The following is a 15,649-nucleotide window of genomic DNA, read 5'->3' as shown; positions in this document are numbered from 1 at the left end:
AATGCCTGAAGAACGAAGCCTTGAAGGTAAGACCCTGCTATTGGTCGACGGTTCGAGTTACCTGTACCGGGCCTACCATGCGATGCCCGATTTGCGCGGGCCCGAAGGTGGCCCAACGGGTGCGCTCTACGGGATGATCAACATGCTGCGGCGCATGCGCAAGGAAGTCACTGCAGAGTATAGCGCGTGCGTGTTCGACGCCAAGGGCAAAACGTTTCGCGACGACTGGTATGCCGACTATAAGGCGAATCGTCCGTCGATGCCGGACGATCTCTCGCGCCAGATCGAGCCGATTCACGTCGCCGTGCGCGCGCTCGGTTGGCCGCTGTTGATGATCGAAGGCGTCGAAGCCGACGACGTGATCGGCACGCTCAGTACCGAAGCCGAAAAACGCGGCATGAATGTGATCGTGTCGACTGGGGACAAGGATCTGGCGCAGCTTGTGTCGGATCATGTCACCCTCATCAATACGATGACGAACGAGAAGCTCGACCGCGAGGGCGTGATCGCCAAATTCGGCGTGCCGCCGGAGCGCATCATCGACTACCTGTCATTGATCGGCGATACCGTCGACAACGTGCCTGGCGTCGAGAAATGCGGGCCGAAAACGGCGATCAAGTGGCTCACGCAGTACGAAACACTCGATGGCATCGTCGCACATGCGGACGAGATCAAAGGTGCGGTAGGAGACAATCTGCGACGTGCGCTCGATTTTCTGCCAATGGCGAAGAAACTCGTCACCGTCGAGCGCGCTTGCGATCTGACCGGCCATATCGTGTCGATCGAAGAAAGCCTGGAGAGCCGGCCGGAATCGCGTGAAGAACTGCGCGAGGTGTTCACGCGCAACGGTTTCAAGACCTGGCTGCGCGAAGTGGAGATCGCGGATGCGGTGGAAGGGCCCGAGACCGATGTGCCGCCGGCGCTCAGCGTGGACCACGAACGTCACTACGACACCGTGCAGACGTGGGAGCAGTTCGATGCATGGCTCGAGAAGATCAACGCGGCCGAGTTGACTGCGTTCGATTCGGAAACCACCTCGCTCGATCCGATGACCGCGCAAATCGTCGGGTTGTCGTTCTCGGTCGAGCCGGGCCATGCCGCTTATGTGCCGCTCGCGCATCGCGGCCCGGACGTGCCGGTGCAACTGCCGCGCGACGAAGTGCTCGCGAAGCTCAAGCCGTGGCTGGAAAGCGCCGAGCACAAGAAAGTCGGCCAGCATATGAAGTACGACGAACAGGTGTTGGCGAACTACGGCATCGAAATGCGCGGCGTCGAGCACGACACACTGCTGGAATCGTACGTGGTCGAATCGCATCGCACGCACGATATGGACAGCCTCGCGCTGCGCCATCTCGGCATCAAGACGATCAAGTACGAAGAGGTGGCGGGCAAAGGCGCGTCGCAGATCGGTTTCGATGAAGTCGCGCTGGACAAGGCCGCCGAATACGCAGCGGAAGACGCCGACATCACCTTGCGTCTGCATCAGGCCTTGTATCCGCAAGTGGCCGCGGAGAAGACGCTCGACTACGTGTATCGCGGCATTGAAGTGCCCACGTCGCGCGTATTGCGCAAGATGGAGCGCACGGGCGTGCTGATCGACGCCGACAAGCTGCGCGCGCAAAGCAGCGAAATTGGCACGCGTCTGATCCAGCTGGAAAGCGAAGCATACGTGCTGGCCGGCGGCGAATTCAATCTCGGTTCGCCGAAGCAGATCGGTCAGATCTTCTTTGAGAAGCTCGAATTGCCGGTGGTCAAGAAGACCCCGAGCGGCGCGCCGTCCACTGACGAAGAAGTGCTGCAAAAGCTCGCCGAAGACTATCCGTTGCCGAAGATCCTGCTCGAACACCGCGGTTTGTCGAAGCTGAAATCGACCTACACCGACAAGCTGCCGCGCATGGTCAACGCTCAAACGGGCCGCGTGCATACGAACTACGCACAGGCGGTGGCGGTGACAGGCCGGCTGGCGTCGAACGATCCGAACTTGCAGAACATTCCCGTGCGTACCGGCGAAGGCCGCCGGATTCGCGAGGCGTTCATCGCCCCGCCGGGACACAAGCTCGTCTCCGCCGACTACTCGCAGATCGAGTTGCGCATCATGGCGCACATCTCCGGCGATGCATCGTTGCTGCGTGCGTTCTCGCAAGGCGAAGACATTCACCGCGCCACCGCGGCGGAAATTTTCAGCGTGACGCCGCTCGAAGTGTCGAACGATCAGCGGCGCGTGGCGAAGGTCATCAACTTCGGCCTGATCTACGGCATGAGCGCGTTTGGTCTCGCCGCGAACCTCGGCATTACGCGCGATGCGGCCAAGCTGTATATCGACCGCTACTTCGCGCGCTATCCGGGCGTCGCGCGTTATATGGACGAAACGCGTCTGAGCGCGAAGGCCAAGGGCTACGTGGAAACGGCGTTCGGCCGCCGCCTGTGGCTGCCGGAGATCAACGGCGGCAACGGTCCGCGCCGTCAGGCAGCGGAGCGCGCGGCAATTAACGCGCCGATGCAGGGCACGGCCGCCGACCTGATCAAGCTGTCGATGATCGCGGTGCAGAAGTGGATCGAGGAGTCGAAGGTCGGCACGCGCATGATCATGCAGGTGCACGATGAACTGATTCTCGAAGTGCCGGACGCGGAATTGTCCGACGTACGCAAGCGCCTGCCGGAACTGATGTGCGGTGTGGCCGCGCTGAAAGTGCCGCTGGTCGCTGAAGTGGGCGCCGGCCTGAACTGGGAAGAAGCGCATTGACTGGCATGTGACGGGGCGTGTGATAGGCGATAACGTCGCACGCAGGTCACATATGCGTATTGATGGCTTGTGACAACCCGTGCCGCTCGCGGACAATCGATAGGACAGACGGCGCGCGCTTCATGTTTGATGCGCGCTATCACGACGCATAACCCATCGGCAAATACGGAGAGTTCCATGCATCGTTTTATCGTCGTTGGCGGGGGCGCGGGGGGACTGGAACTGGCGACGCGCTTAGGCGACCGCTATGCACCCCACAAGAACAAAGGCGGTGTGCGCGCGCAAGTCACGCTCGTCGACCGTAATCCAACCCATATCTGGAAGCCGCTGCTGCATGAAGTGGCAGCCGGCAGCATGGACCCGTTCACCCAGGAACTCGAATATGCGGCGCAAGCCCGCTGGCATGGCTTTGAGTTTCAGCAGGGCGAGCTGACCGGTCTCGATCGCGCGAACAAACGTCTCACGCTCGGCACCGTGCTCGACGACGATGGGGCTGAACTGCTGCCCGCGCGCGAACTCGAATACGACACGCTGATCATCGCGATCGGCAGCACCACGGCGTTCTTTGGCGTGAAGGGCGCGCCGGAGTTCTCCCTGGCGCTCGATACGGTCAGCCAGGCGGAGCGCTTCCGCAAGCGCTTGATTGCGGCCTGTATGCGCGCGGAGCATCAGGTGCATGAACCGGTCGAATCGGGGCCGGGTACGTCGTCGACCTCTACTGAGCCGCGCATCCAGGTGGCGATCGTCGGTGGCGGTGCGACCGGCGTCGAGCTCTCGGCGGAGTTGCGCAATACGGCGCAGGTGCTGTCCGCGTACGGCTTGCATAAGCTCGATCCGCGGCATGACGTCGGCATCGTGCTGATCGAGGCGGGGCCGCGCATTTTGCCGGCCTTGCAGGAGCGTGTGTCGACGGCCACCGCCGAACTGCTCACCAAGCTCGGCGTGAAGCTGATGACCGGCGAGACCGTGGCCGAGGTCGCGCCCGGCATGATTCGCACGGCCAGCGGTAAAACCGTGCGCGCCGATCTGACGGTGTGGGCGGCGGGCATCAAGGCGCCCGCGGTTCTGAGTGAGCTCGACGGCCTGCCGGTCAATCGTCTGGGGCAGCTCATCGTGCGCCGCACGCTGCAAACCGAAATCGACGATAACGTCTTCGCGCTCGGTGATTGCGCGGCGTGCCCGTGGCCGGGCAACGAGCGCAATGTACCGCCGCGTGCGCAAGCGGCTCACCAGCAGGCGAGCTTTCTGATGAAGGCGCTTGCCGCGAGGCTCGACAACAAACCGCTGCCGGAATTTACCTATCGCGACTTCGGATCGCTGGTGTCGCTCGGGCATTTCAGCGCGGTCGGCAACCTGATGGGCGGCGTGATCGGCGGCAATATGCTGATCGAAGGGCTGTTTGCGCGCTTCATGTACATGTCGCTGTACCGGCTGCATATCGCCGCGCTGCACGGTTACGCGCGGATGGTGCTCGACACCTTCGCGCACTGGTTGCGGCGCACCACGCTGCCGCGCGTCAAGCTGCACTGACGCTCAACTGCTCGAGAAGGTTGCATGTGCAACAGGATGCGGGTGAAGCGTATCCTGTTGCCTCCAACCTACATTCGAGGAGCGCCGCATGCTGAAACCTGACATCGACAGCCTGGTCCCGCACGTTCCATTCAATCGACGTACTTTCATCAAAGCCGTGCTCGGCACCGGTTTCGCCGCGGCCGTGCTACCGGTGTCGGCGCAAACCATCCATACCGATAGCGACGGTCTTGAAGCCGGTGAGGTCGCCGTGCGTTCGGGCGACACGCTCGTGCCGGCGTATCGCGCGCAGCCCAAGGGTAAGACGCATCTGCCGGTGATCATCGTGATCCATGAGGCATTCGGCGTGCATGAGCATATCGCCGACGTGTGCCGGCGCTTTGCCAAGCTCGGTTATCTGGCGATCGCGCCGGATCTGTTCGTCCGCGAGGGCGATCCCATGGTGCTGCCGACCGTCCAGCAGATCAGCGCCCAGATTCTCGATAAGGTGCCGGACAAGCAGGCGTTGGGCGATCTCGACGCCACCGTCGCGTGGGCGGGCGAGCACGGCGGCGATCTCGACCGGCTGGGCGTGAATGGCTTCTGCTGGGGAGGACGCATCGCGTTGCTGTATGCCGAGCACAATCCCCGGCTGAAGGCGGCGGCGGCATGGTATGGCCGAGTCGGCGGCGATCACAGTGCGACGACGCCGGCGAACCCGCTCGATCGCGTGGCTGATCTGCATGCGCCGGTGCTAGGGCTGTATGGCTTGCAGGATCAGAGCATTCCCCAAGCCTCGCTCGAGCAGATGAAGCAGGCCATCGCGCAGGGTCCGCAGGCAGGGCGCAGTTCGCAATTCGTCGTATATGACGACGCGGGCCATGCGTTTTTCGCGGACTATCGTCCGAGTTATAAAAAGGCCGATGCCGAAGACGGCTGGCGCCGTGTGCTGGTGTGGTTCAAGCAGCATGGGGTGGCTTGAGTCACTCCTGTGCCTGGCCGGGCGTGTTCGACCGTCGTTGACGAACCATAAGGGTGTGCCGACGCGCTCGGTCGGATGAATGGAGAAAGGCCGTGGCTGCTTTTTGAGCGGCCACGGCCTTTTTCGCTAATCGTACCGCTCCACGTATCGGCTTAAGGATTCGGTCCCGTCGCAATCGGCCGCTTCGGATCAGAACTCCATTCACTCCACGATCCCGCATATAGCGCCGCGCCATGCATGCCGGCGATCTCCATCGCGAGCGCGTTTACGCATGCCGTCACGCCCGAGCCGCATTGCAGCACGACGTGTTCCGGCGGCGTGTCGCCCAGCAACGCATGGAATTCCTCGCGCAGCGTGTGAGCGGGTTTGTAGCGGCCGTCGGCGGTGAGGTTGTCCTTGAAGAATCGATTGAGCGCGCCAGGAATATGGCCGCCGACGCGATCCAACGTTTCGTTCTCGCCGCGATAGCGATCGTTCGCGCGCGCGTCCACCACGACGTGCTCTTTGGTGCCGAGATTGCGTTCGACCGTCTGCGCGTCGACCGTGACGGACAGCGGCGCGCCTGCTTTGAAGTCGCCGGTGTTCTGCGCCGGGACGTCTTGCGTCAGTGGGTAACCGGCGGCCTGCCAGGCTTGCAAGCCACCGTCGAGTAGCGCGACCGCTTCATGGCCGAGCCAGCGCAGCAACCACCATGCGCGCGCGGCGTACATGCCGCCCTGCGCGTCATAAGCGACCACCTGTTGACCCTGCTTGAGCCCCCGCGACTCCAGCGTCTCCACCAGCCGCGCACGGTCCGGCAGCGGATGGCGGCCATTGTGGCCGGTCTTCGGTCCTGACAGGTCGCGATCGAGGTTCAGATAATGTGCGCCCGGCAGATGCCCGGCCAGATAGGCTTTCTCGCCCGCCTCGGTGTCGGCCAGATCGAAACGGCAATCGATGACGAACACGCTGCCCGGCGCGGCGGCCAGCCGCTCCGCGAGGTTTGTCGCGGAGATGAGTGTGGTGTAGTGAGTGTGCGGCATGACGTCTCCTCGATGCGGGCGATTGCGGCTCCGGTCCGGCGGCTTGGCGCGGCGGGCGGATGACCGGGCGATGTTGTTAGTCTAAACAAAAAAGACGGGCCGAAGCCCGTCTTTCCACGCTTTGCTGCGGCTCGTGCACAACTCACGCAGGGATCTGCTCAAACGCCGATGGATGCGGAGCATGAAGGGAGCACGCGCGGACCGCGCGGATCAGATCGCGCCGAGTTCGCGCCGCAAGAACTCGTGGAAATGCTGCATGCCGTCTTCCATCGGGCTCTGATACGGGCCGACCTGAGATTCGCCGCGTTCCATCAGCGCGCGACGCCCTGCGTCCATGCGCTCGGCGATCTCGTCGTCTTCGCGGGCCGTTTCCATATAGGCGGCGCGTTCTGCTTCAACGAACTCGCGTTCGAACAGCGCAATTTCCTCAGGGTAATAGAACTCCACCACATTGGTGGTTTTCTGCGGGCCACGCGGAATCAGCCACGACACCACCAGCACGTGTGGATACCACTCGATCATGATGCCGGGGTAGTACACCATCCAGATCGCGCCGAAATCGGGCGGATTGCCGCCGCGGAAGCGCAGCACTTCGTCGTGCCATTTGCGGTAGGTTGGACTGCCCGGCTGCTCCAGATCCTTGTGAACGCCGACCGTCTGCACGCTGTACCACTCGCCGAATTCCCACGTCAGATCATCGCAATTGACGAAGCTGCCGAGGCCCGGATGGAATGGCGCGACGTGGTAGTCCTCCAGATAGACCTCGATAAAGGTCTTCCAGTTGTAGTTGCACTCGTGCACCTCGACGTGATCGAACATAAAGCCCGAGAAATCAAAGTGTTGTTTGGTGCCCAGCCTTGCCAGATCGCGCGCGACGTCGCGCCCCTGCGCTTCGAACAGCAGACCTTGCCAGTTCTGCAGCGACGTGGCGCCGAGATTCAGGCAGGGGTTATCCGCAAAATGAGGTGCACCGAGGAGCTGGCCGTTCAGGTCGTACGTCCAGCGATGCAGGGGGCAGACGATGTTCTCCGTCTGGCCGCGGCCGTTGAGCATGATGGCTTGCCGGTGGCGGCACACGTTCGACAGCAGTTCGACTTGCGACTGCGGGTTACGGACGAGCACGCGCCCTTCGCTCTCGCTCGGCAAAGCAAAATAATTTCCCGCTTCGGGCACCATGAGATCGTGGCCGATGTAGCGAGGACCTTTCTTGAAAAGGGTGTCGATTTCGCGCGTTAGGAGCGCTTCGTCAAAGTAAGCCGTGACTGGCAGCTGGCTGTGAACAGACCGCAACTGCAATGCATTGCTCAGATTGGACATTCCCACTCCCGATGAAGACGTGAAAGCAGTGAACAACCCAACCATCGAAGATTCGATTTAGGGAGCCCGCGATTATACCCGTTTCCCCTTCCTTGGGGCGCTTAAGTGCCTGATTTGGGTCAAAAATGTCAAGGAAGTTCACGTTTTTCGCCGCAGACCGATCGATTTTTTTCTGCGAGACTGCTAGTGCGGCGCACAGGGCAAAGGCGGGGTATAGGTTGGTGGGCGGATCGGAAATGTCTCTTTTGCCGTAGAATGTTCGACTTGTTTTAATTTTGCGACTATTCATGGCGAAGACCGCGTCGAAAGATACTGCTGCTGCGCCTGCTGAAGGCGTCGATACCACGCCGTTGCCCGAGAACTACGAGGCCGCCCAGGCGGAGCTGGAAGGGCTGGTCGCGCGCATGGAAAGCGGCAATCTCAGCCTCGAGGAGTCACTAGGCGCCTACCGGCGCGGTGCGGCGCTCGTGGCGTTTTGCCAGCAGCAGCTCGAAAAGGTCGAGCAGCAGGTGCGCGTGCTCGACGGCGAGACGCTCAAGCCGCTGCCTATGAATAGCGCAGGCACAGCCGCTACTGAAAGCGGGGACGACCTATGACATTCGAACAATGGACACGCTCGGTGCTCGAGCGCGTCGAAGCGGCACTGGAACACTACCTGCCCACGGAAGCGACCGAGCCGGCCAAACTGCATGAGGCCATGCGTTACGCGGTGCTGGGCGGCGGCAAGCGGGTGCGCCCGTTGCTGTGCCACGCGGCCGGCGAGCTGACCGGCGCGCGCGCCGAGTGCCTGGATGCGGCAGCGGCGGCGCTGGAAATGATCCACGTGTATTCGCTCGTGCACGACGACATGCCCTGCATGGACGACGACGCGTTGCGTCGCGGCAAGCCCACGGTACACGTCAAATATGACGAAGCTACGGCATTGCTGGTGGGCGACGCGCTGCAATCGCAGGCGTTCGTCGCGCTGACGTCGGACGTGCTGGCGCCGGCGCAACAGGCGTCGCTCGTACGCGAACTGGCCTTGGCGAGCGGCTCGATCGGCATGTGCGGCGGTCAGGCGATCGACCTGGCGAGCGTCGGCCATACGCTGACGCGCGCACAACTGGAAACCATGCACCGGATGAAAACCGGCGCCTTGCTGCGTGCCGCGGTGCGCATGGGCGCGCTGGCGGGCGAAACGCCGGGTGCGGACGCCATGCGTTCGCTCGACGTGTATTCGGCCGCTGTCGGTCTCGCGTTTCAGGTCGTCGACGATATTCTCGATGTCACGACCGATTCCGCGACGCTCGGCAAGACGGCAGGTAAAGACGCGAAGGACGGCAAGCCGACCTACGTGTCGATTATTGGGCTAGATGCGTCGCGGGCGCTCGCAGCGCAACTGCGCAGCGACGCCCACGCTGCGATTGCGCCGTTCGGCGCGCGCGCGCAGCGTCTTGCCGAACTGGCTGACCTGGTGGTGAACCGGGTTAGCTAAACGCGAAAGCCCGCCGCCTTGCATCGCTGATTCGAGGTGCATGTATGAAGTGCGGGCGCGTAAGTTTTCCTACAATGGAACGACGATGTACGACTTGCTGAAAACCATCGACGACCCGGCAGCCTTGCGCCGCCTCGATCGCCGCCAATTGCAACCGCTTGCCGACGAGTTGCGTGCCTTTGTGCTCGACAGCGTATCGCAGACGGGCGGCCATCTTTCGTCCAACCTCGGCACGGTCGAGTTGACCATTGCTTTGCACTATGTGTTTGACACGCCACGTGACCGGATCGTGTGGGACGTCGGCCATCAAACCTATCCGCACAAGATCCTGACGGGCCGCCGCGACCAGATGCACACGCTGCGTCAGCTCGGCGGCATCTCGGGCTTTCCGAAGCGCGACGAGTCGGAATACGACACCTTCGGCACCGCGCACTCCAGCACCTCGATCTCGGCCGCGCTAGGCATGGCGGTCGCCAGCAAGCTGCAGGGCGAGAACCGCATGGGCATCGCGGTGATCGGCGACGGCGCGATGACGGCCGGCATGGCCTTCGAGGCGATGAACAACGCCGGCGTCGAAGACGACGTGCCGCTGCTGGTCATCCTGAACGATAACGACATGTCGATTTCGCCGCCGGTTGGCGCGCTGAATCGTCACCTGGCGCGCCTGATGTCGGGCCGCTTCTACGCTGCCGCGCGTGCGGGCGTCGAGCGCGTGTTGCGCGTTGCACCGCCTATGCTCGATCTGGCGCGCAAGCTCGAGGAACACGCCAAGGGCATGATCGTGCCGGCCACGCTGTTCGAAGAGTTCGGTTTCAACTACATCGGCCCGATCGACGGTCACGACCTGGATTCGCTGATCCCGACACTGCAGAACATCAAGGAACTGCGTGGTCCGCAATTCCTGCACGTCGTGACGAAGAAGGGCCAGGGCTACAAGCTGGCCGAAGCCGACCCGGTGCTGTACCACGGCCCGGGCAAGTTCAACCCGGCTGAAGGCATCAAGCCGGCCACCACGCCGTCGAAGAAAACCTACACGCAAGTGTTCGGCGAATGGTTGTGCGACGCGGCCGAACTGGACGCGCGCGTGGTCGGTATCACGCCGGCTATGCGTGAAGGCTCGGGCATGGTCGAGTTCGAGAAGCGCTACCCGGATCGCTACTTCGACGTCGGCATTGCCGAGCAGCACGCGGTGACGTTTGCCGGCGGTCTGGCTGCGGACGGCATGAAGCCGGTGGTCGCGATCTATTCGACCTTCCTGCAACGCGCTTATGACCAACTGATCCACGATGTCGCGCTGCAAAACCTGCCGGTGGTGTTCGCAATCGACCGCGCGGGTCTGGTCGGCGCGGACGGCGCCACGCACGCGGGCGCATATGATCTGGCGTTCCTGCGCTGCATCCCGAACATGACGGTGATGGCGGCATCGGACGAAAACGAATGCCGTCAGATGCTGTACACCGCATTGCAGCAGCCGAACCCGACGGCGGTGCGCTATCCGCGCGGCGCCGGCACGGGTGTCGCAACTGTCAAGCAGATGACGGCGCTGCCGCTCGGCAAGGGCGAGATCCGTCGCGAGACGTCGCAACCGGTCGGCAGGCGGATTGCGATCCTGGCGTTCGGCACGATGGTCGCACCGTCGCTGGCGGCTGCTGAGCAACTGGACGCCACGGTGGCGAACATGCGCTTCGTGAAGCCGTTGGACGCCGAACTGGTCCGCCAACTGGCCGAAACGCACGACGCCATCGTCACAGTCGAAGAAGGTTGCGTGATGGGCGGTGCGGGTTCTGCTTGCGTCGAAGCCCTGCTTGAGAGTGGGGTTATGCGACCCGTACTACAATTGGGCCTTCCGGATCGCTTCATCGATCATGGGGATCCGGCCAAGCTGCTCGCCGCCTGCGGTCTGGACGCAGCGGGCATCGCCAAGTCGATTCGTGAGCGCTTTCTTTCCGGCGGCACGGTCGCTGGTCATTCCTCGGTGAAGCGCGTCGCGTAGTTGAGTCGCTTGTTTGTGGCGCTTGATAGCTTCGCTTACTTGCGTCACTTGACTCTGCGCCGATTGCTGAGTCGTCCAGCTGCTCTGCCGTGCGCTTCGCCACGGTGATAGCGGCCATAGCAATCTCTAACTTGAATCGATGGACCTTCGGGTCCATCATCCAGCGCCGGCAGGGGCCGGCGTTTGCCGTTGCGCAGCCTGATCCGCGCGGTCGCTGAGAACCCCTAAACCTGCTGCTTCGCGACGGCCCCTGACGGGGCAATCCCCCAGGGGATTTCCTGCGGGGCGCGAGATTTCCTTCGGGGGGACTTCCCGCGGAGCGAAAAACCTGGGGCCGCCCGGCGGTTTCTTGAAAGGACAAGAATATGAACCAGATGAATCCCGCCTTTGTGATGCCCGACGTGCAGAGCACGCTCGATACGCGTCAGATTCCGATTCAACGCGTCGGCGTCAAGGCCGTGCGCCATCCATTGACAGTGCGCACGCAAGGCGGCGAAGTGCAGCCCACGGTCGGCACATGGAATCTCGATGTGCATCTGCCCGCCGATCAGAAGGGCACGCATATGTCGCGCTTCGTCGCGTTGCTTGAAGAGAACAAGGCGCCGCTCGAGGCGGCCACGTTCCGCACCATGCTCGCCGCGATGCTCGAAAAGCTCGAGGCTCAGGCGGGTCGCATCGAGGTATCGTTCCCGTACTTCGTGAACAAGACCGCGCCAGTGTCGGGCGTGCAAAGTCTGCTCGACTATGAAGTGACGTTGACGGGCGAGACTCGCCATGGCGCGACGCGTCTGTTTCTGAAGGTACTGGTGCCGGTCACGAGCCTGTGCCCGTGCTCGAAGAAGATTTCGCAGTACGGCGCGCACAACCAGCGTTCGCACGTCACGATCAACGCCGAACTGGCGAGCGACGTGGCAGTGGAAGAACTGGTTCGTATCGCTGAAGAAGAAGCCTCGTGCGAACTCTGGGGCTTGCTCAAGCGTCCGGACGAGAAGTTCGTCACCGAACGTGCTTACGAGAATCCAAAGTTCGTCGAAGATCTGGTGCGCGATGTCGCACAGCGTCTGAACGAGGACGAGCGCATCGTCGCTTATGTGCTCGAAGCTGAGAACTTCGAATCGATTCACAATCACAGCGCGTACGCAGTGATCGAGCGGGATAAGCGGGCGGCCTGAGTCGCGCGTTTCGTTGCTTGAATGAGAAAGCCGCTCTTCCGGGCGGCTTTTTTACGCCCTCACGTCGCTGAAGTTCAGCGTGCCAGGGAAGTCAGATCCCAGCGCGGCTTCACCGTGAAGGCGTAATCTTTGGCCGATTGATCGGGCCAGCGTTGCAGCCGCAATGCGCCGGCCAACGCAATCATCGCGCCGTTGTCCGTACACAGCGACAAGTCCGGGTAGTGCACGAAGAAATTGCGTTTCTTCGCTGCAGCTGAAAGCGCCTCGCGCAGTTGCCGGTTCGCGCCGACACCGCCCGCGACGACCAGCCGGTTGAGCTTGGTCCGTTTGAGCGCGGCCAGCGATTTTGCCGCCAGCACTTCCACGGCCGCATCCACGAACCCGCGTGCCAGATCGGCTTTCGCCTGCTCGCAGATATTCGCGCCGCCGAGCTTCCTGGCATGCGTGAGGACCGCGGTCTTCAGGCCGCTGAAGCTGAAATCGAGGTCGCCGGAATGCAACATCGGACGCGGCAGAACCACTGCGCCGGGCGTGCCGAATTCGGCCATCCGCGATACTTCCGGGCCGCCGGGATAGCCGAGGCCGAGCAGCTTGGCGGTTTTGTCGAAGGCTTCGCCGGCGGCGTCGTCCAGCGTTTCGCCGAGCGTCTCGTAGACGCCCACGTCCGTCACGCGCATCAACTGCGTATGGCCGCCCGACACCAGCAGCGCCACGAACGGAAACGGCGGCGGCTCGTCCACCAGTAGCGGCGACAGCAAGTGCCCTTCGAGATGGTGAATGCCGATGGTTGGCTTGTCCCACGCCATGGCCAGCGAATTGGCGACGCTCGCGCCGACCAGCAGCGCGCCCGCGAGGCCAGGGCCTTGCGTATAGGCGATTGCGTCGATATCGCCGCGCACCGTGCCGGCGCGCTCCATCACCTCTTCGAGCAGCGGCAGCGCCCGGCGGATGTGATCGCGCGACGCCAGTTCCGGCACCACGCCGCCATACTCCCGATGCATCGCAATTTGCGAATGCAGCGCGTGCGCGAGCAGGCCGCGCTCTGTGTCGTAGAGCGCGAGACCGGTTTCGTCGCAGGAGCTTTCGATGCCGAGAACGAGCATGATGGGTCGCTTGAGCAGGCGCGCGAGTGAAGACACCGAGGCGCCCAAAAGTGAAGAGGCAAGCCTGAAAGTATAGCAGCGCGGGCGGGGGGCCGCGGGCGCACGGGTACAATGCGGCCCCATGGAATCCTTCGATATCGCAGTGATTGGCGCAGGCGCAGCCGGTATGATGTGCGCGGCCGTGGCCGGGCAACTCGGCCGTCGCGTGGTGCTGATCGACCACTCGCAGCGCCTCGCGGAGAAAATCCGCATTTCCGGCGGCGGCCGCTGCAACTTCACGAATCTGTATGCCGGGCCGGCCAACTATCTGTCGGCCAATCCCCACTTTTGCCGCTCGGCGCTGGCACGCTATACGCCGCGTGACTTCATGGCGCTGCTCAAGCGCCATCACGTGACGTGGCACGAGAAGCACAAGGGGCAGCTGTTTTGCGACCAATCGAGCGACGCGGTCATCAATGTACTGAAGAGAGAGTGTGACGTGGGCCGCATTGCGTGGCGCACGCCGCTTGCGGTTGAGCAGGTGCGGCATGACGTCGAAGGACGATTTACGCTGGACACCCACTCGGGCCCGATCACGGCCCGCGCGCTCGTGGTGGCGACCGGCGGCCTGTCGATTCCCAAGATTGGCGCTACCGATTTTGCCTACCGCCTCGCCAAGCAATTCGGCCACAAGCTGATCGACACGCGCCCCGCGCTCGTTCCGCTGACCTTCGCTCCGGCTGACTGGGAGCCGTTCTCGGCGCTCTCCGGCGTGTCGCTCGAAGTGCAACTGACGACCGGCAATAAAAAGACCAGCGCCGAATTCAACGAAGACCTGCTGCTCACGCATCGCGGCCTGTCGGGCCCCGGCGTGCTACAGATTTCGAGCTACTGGCATCCGGGCGAGCCGATTCACATCAATCTGCTGCCCGAGCAGGACGCCACGACGGCCTTGCTGGAGGCCAAAACCGGCACCAGGCGCCAGATCGCCAATCTGCTTTCGGAATGGGTGCCGCAACGGCTCGCTCATGTCTGGCTGGAAACCCACCAGATTCCCGCCGAAGCACGCGTCGCCGATCTGCCCGACAAAACGCTGCGCCGCGTCGGAGAGGCTTTGTCGCGCTGGACGCTCACCCCGAGCGGTACCGAAGGCTATCGCAAGGCCGAAGTCACGCGCGGTGGTATCGACACGCGCGACCTCTCGTCGGCGACGATGATGAGCGCCCGCACGCCGGGCTTGTACTTCATCGGCGAAGCGGTCGACGTGACCGGCTGGCTCGGCGGCTACAATTTTCAATGGGCGTGGGCTTCCGGCGTGGCGGCTGGCCAGGCGGCCGCGGATTACGTTTTGGGGGCTTGACGGCGCGTTAGCTTTGTGAGAAAGCTCTGCTATACTCCTGAACCTTTACAAAGTTCCGTTATTGAAAAATGACGATCATCCGCGTAAAAGACAACGAGCCGTTTGAAGTCGCCATGCGCCCCTTCAAGCGCACGATGGAGAAAAACGGGTTGCTGACGGAACTTCGCGCTCGAGAGTTTTACGAAAAGCCTACGGCCGAGCGCAAGCGCAAGAAGGCGGCTGCGGTGAAGCGTCATTTCAAGCGTCTGCGTAGCCAGATGCTGCCAAGGAAGTTCTACTGATTCTGGCGTTGCCGCGGTTTCCGTCGAAGGGAGCGGCGACATCCAACCGGTGAAGGCACAGCAGGTGCCGTCACGGAAAATACGGCCCTTCGGGCCAGCCGGCAGGGTCGCATCCACAACGCAAAATTGCGCCAACCCGCTTGAGGAAGCAGTCCCAAGCGGGCGTTTGTGTTGGATGCCGCGTGCGAACCTGGCGGATTGGTTTGGCGTGTTGCTTCATTAGCGGCCGGTTTTTAAATTTCAACGTATTCAGGTGAGTGATGAGTCTCAAGGACCAGATCAACGACGATATGAAAGCAGCCATGCGCGCGCGTGAGACCGAGCGTCTCGGCACGATCCGCTTGCTGCTTGCCGCGGTCAAGCAACGCGAAGTCGACGAACGCGTCACCCTTGACGACACGGCGATCACCGCCGTCATCGACAAGATGATCAAGCAGCGCAAAGACTCGATCAGCCAGTTCGAAGGCGCTGGCCGCACGGATCTCGCCGACAAGGAAAAGGCCGAACTGGCCATCCTGTCCGCCTATATGCCGGCGCAGATGTCCGAAGCCGAGATCGTTGCCGAAGTTCAGGCCGCGGTCGCGCAAACCGGCGCTGCCGGCCCGCAGGACATGGGCAAGGTGATGGGCGTGCTCAAGCCGAAGCTGGCCGGCCGTGCCGACATGACCGCTGTTTCGGCGCAAGTCAAAGCCGCGCTCGCGAAGTAATTCCTGT

The 15,649-nt window shown here is 62.7% G+C and carries 13 protein-coding genes; 10 read left to right on the top strand and 3 right to left on the bottom strand.

From position 1 onward, the window contains the following. The first annotated feature begins 1 nt into the window (after window position 1). The 3 genes from polA to P0D84_RS36055 all read left to right on the top strand — a co-directional run bounded on the left by polA (window position 2) and on the right by P0D84_RS36055 (window position 5,234). Window positions 2-2,743 (top strand): DNA polymerase I, encoded by a 2,742-nt coding sequence (gene polA, locus P0D84_RS36065; protein ID WP_408345055.1) that lies wholly within the window; start codon window positions 2-4, stop codon window positions 2,741-2,743. Window positions 2,744-2,920: 177 nt separating this feature from the next. Then, window positions 2,921-4,273, top strand: a complete 1,353-nt coding sequence (locus tag P0D84_RS36060) for an NAD(P)/FAD-dependent oxidoreductase (protein WP_408345052.1) — start codon at window positions 2,921-2,923, stop codon at window positions 4,271-4,273. An 88-nt stretch (window positions 4,274-4,361) separates the two neighbouring features. Next, on the top strand, window positions 4,362-5,234 hold the full coding sequence (locus tag P0D84_RS36055; RefSeq protein ID WP_408345049.1) for a dienelactone hydrolase family protein: 873 nt from the start codon (window positions 4,362-4,364) through the stop codon (window positions 5,232-5,234). A 152-nt stretch (window positions 5,235-5,386) separates the two neighbouring features. Here the strand turns inward: P0D84_RS36055 and P0D84_RS36050 are convergent, their stop codons facing one another. Further along, window positions 5,387-6,256 carry a sulfurtransferase gene (locus P0D84_RS36050; RefSeq protein WP_408345046.1) on the bottom strand — a complete coding sequence of 290 codons (870 nt, stop codon included), beginning with the start codon at window positions 6,254-6,256 and terminating at the stop codon, window positions 5,387-5,389. A gap of 210 nt (window positions 6,257-6,466) precedes the next feature. Beyond that, the gene (locus P0D84_RS36045; protein ID WP_408345043.1) at window positions 6,467-7,573 is read right to left on the bottom strand and encodes an aromatic ring-hydroxylating oxygenase subunit alpha; all 1,107 of its coding nucleotides are present in this window, start codon (window positions 7,571-7,573) and stop codon (window positions 6,467-6,469) included. Window positions 7,574-7,860: 287 nt separating this feature from the next. Between P0D84_RS36045 and P0D84_RS36040 the strand changes: the two genes are divergently transcribed. The 4 genes from P0D84_RS36040 (at window position 7,861) to folE2 (ending at window position 12,212) form a co-directional block, all read left to right on the top strand. Further along, window positions 7,861-8,169, top strand: a complete 309-nt coding sequence (locus P0D84_RS36040; protein ID WP_179739329.1) for an exodeoxyribonuclease VII small subunit — start codon at window positions 7,861-7,863, stop codon at window positions 8,167-8,169. After that, window positions 8,166-9,047: a polyprenyl synthetase family protein gene (locus P0D84_RS36035; RefSeq protein ID WP_408345039.1), complete on the top strand. Its 882-nt coding sequence runs from the start codon at window positions 8,166-8,168 to the stop codon at window positions 9,045-9,047. The genes P0D84_RS36040 and P0D84_RS36035 overlap by 4 nt, the downstream gene beginning before the upstream one ends. An 85-nt stretch (window positions 9,048-9,132) precedes the next feature. Further along, a complete protein-coding gene (dxs, locus tag P0D84_RS36030) occupies window positions 9,133-11,040 on the top strand; it encodes a 1-deoxy-D-xylulose-5-phosphate synthase (protein ID WP_408345036.1) in 1,908 nt (635 codons plus the stop codon). A gap of 365 nt (window positions 11,041-11,405) precedes the next feature. Continuing rightward, a complete protein-coding gene (gene folE2 / locus P0D84_RS36025; protein ID WP_408345033.1) occupies window positions 11,406-12,212 on the top strand; it encodes a GTP cyclohydrolase FolE2 in 807 nt (268 codons plus the stop codon). 74 nt (window positions 12,213-12,286) lie between these two features. On the opposite strand, the gene tsaD is transcribed toward folE2, so the two are convergent. Next, the gene (tsaD, locus tag P0D84_RS36020) at window positions 12,287-13,315 is read right to left on the bottom strand and encodes a tRNA (adenosine(37)-N6)-threonylcarbamoyltransferase complex transferase subunit TsaD (protein WP_408346308.1); all 1,029 of its coding nucleotides are present in this window, start codon (window positions 13,313-13,315) and stop codon (window positions 12,287-12,289) included. 121 nt (window positions 13,316-13,436) lie between these two features. Between tsaD and P0D84_RS36015 the strand changes: the two genes are divergently transcribed. The 3 genes from P0D84_RS36015 to P0D84_RS36005 all read left to right on the top strand — a co-directional run bounded on the left by P0D84_RS36015 (window position 13,437) and on the right by P0D84_RS36005 (window position 15,642). Continuing rightward, complete coding sequence (locus P0D84_RS36015; RefSeq protein ID WP_408345030.1) at window positions 13,437-14,654, top strand: BaiN/RdsA family NAD(P)/FAD-dependent oxidoreductase; 1,218 nt, start codon at window positions 13,437-13,439, stop codon at window positions 14,652-14,654. 68 nt (window positions 14,655-14,722) lie between these two features. Beyond that, the gene (gene rpsU / locus P0D84_RS36010; protein WP_408345028.1) at window positions 14,723-14,935 is read left to right on the top strand and encodes a 30S ribosomal protein S21; all 213 of its coding nucleotides are present in this window, start codon (window positions 14,723-14,725) and stop codon (window positions 14,933-14,935) included. A 260-nt stretch (window positions 14,936-15,195) separates the two neighbouring features. Continuing rightward, on the top strand, window positions 15,196-15,642 hold the full coding sequence (locus P0D84_RS36005; protein ID WP_408345025.1) for a GatB/YqeY domain-containing protein: 447 nt from the start codon (window positions 15,196-15,198) through the stop codon (window positions 15,640-15,642). Window positions 15,643-15,649 lie beyond the last annotated feature (7 nt).

Source organism: Paraburkholderia sp. RL17-337-BIB-A, from assembly GCF_046025895.1.
Lineage (GTDB): Bacteria > Pseudomonadota > Gammaproteobacteria > Burkholderiales > Burkholderiaceae > Paraburkholderia > Paraburkholderia fungorum_C.
This window is presented reverse-complemented; position numbering and strand designations above follow the sequence as displayed.

Bases quoted from the DNA above. Each gene is read 5' to 3' on its own strand.
- polA (WP_408345055.1), top strand. From the start codon at position 2: ATGCCTGAAGAACGAAGCCTTGAAGGTAAGACCCTGCTATTGGTCGAC.
- P0D84_RS36060 (WP_408345052.1), top strand. From the start codon at position 2,921: ATGCATCGTTTTATCGTCGTTGGCGGGGGCGCGGGGGGACTGGAACTG.
- P0D84_RS36055 (WP_408345049.1), top strand. From the start codon at position 4,362: ATGCTGAAACCTGACATCGACAGCCTGGTCCCGCACGTTCCATTCAAT.
- P0D84_RS36050 (WP_408345046.1), bottom strand. From the start codon at position 6,256: ATGCCGCACACTCACTACACCACACTCATCTCCGCGACAAACCTCGCG.
- P0D84_RS36045 (WP_408345043.1), bottom strand. From the start codon at position 7,573: ATGTCCAATCTGAGCAATGCATTGCAGTTGCGGTCTGTTCACAGCCAG.
- P0D84_RS36040 (WP_179739329.1), top strand. From the start codon at position 7,861: ATGGCGAAGACCGCGTCGAAAGATACTGCTGCTGCGCCTGCTGAAGGC.
- P0D84_RS36035 (WP_408345039.1), top strand. From the start codon at position 8,166: ATGACATTCGAACAATGGACACGCTCGGTGCTCGAGCGCGTCGAAGCG.
- dxs (WP_408345036.1), top strand. From the start codon at position 9,133: ATGTACGACTTGCTGAAAACCATCGACGACCCGGCAGCCTTGCGCCGC.
- folE2 (WP_408345033.1), top strand. From the start codon at position 11,406: ATGAACCAGATGAATCCCGCCTTTGTGATGCCCGACGTGCAGAGCACG.
- tsaD (WP_408346308.1), bottom strand. From the start codon at position 13,315: ATGCTCGTTCTCGGCATCGAAAGCTCCTGCGACGAAACCGGTCTCGCG.
- P0D84_RS36015 (WP_408345030.1), top strand. From the start codon at position 13,437: ATGGAATCCTTCGATATCGCAGTGATTGGCGCAGGCGCAGCCGGTATG.
- rpsU (WP_408345028.1), top strand. From the start codon at position 14,723: ATGACGATCATCCGCGTAAAAGACAACGAGCCGTTTGAAGTCGCCATG.
- P0D84_RS36005 (WP_408345025.1), top strand. From the start codon at position 15,196: ATGAGTCTCAAGGACCAGATCAACGACGATATGAAAGCAGCCATGCGC.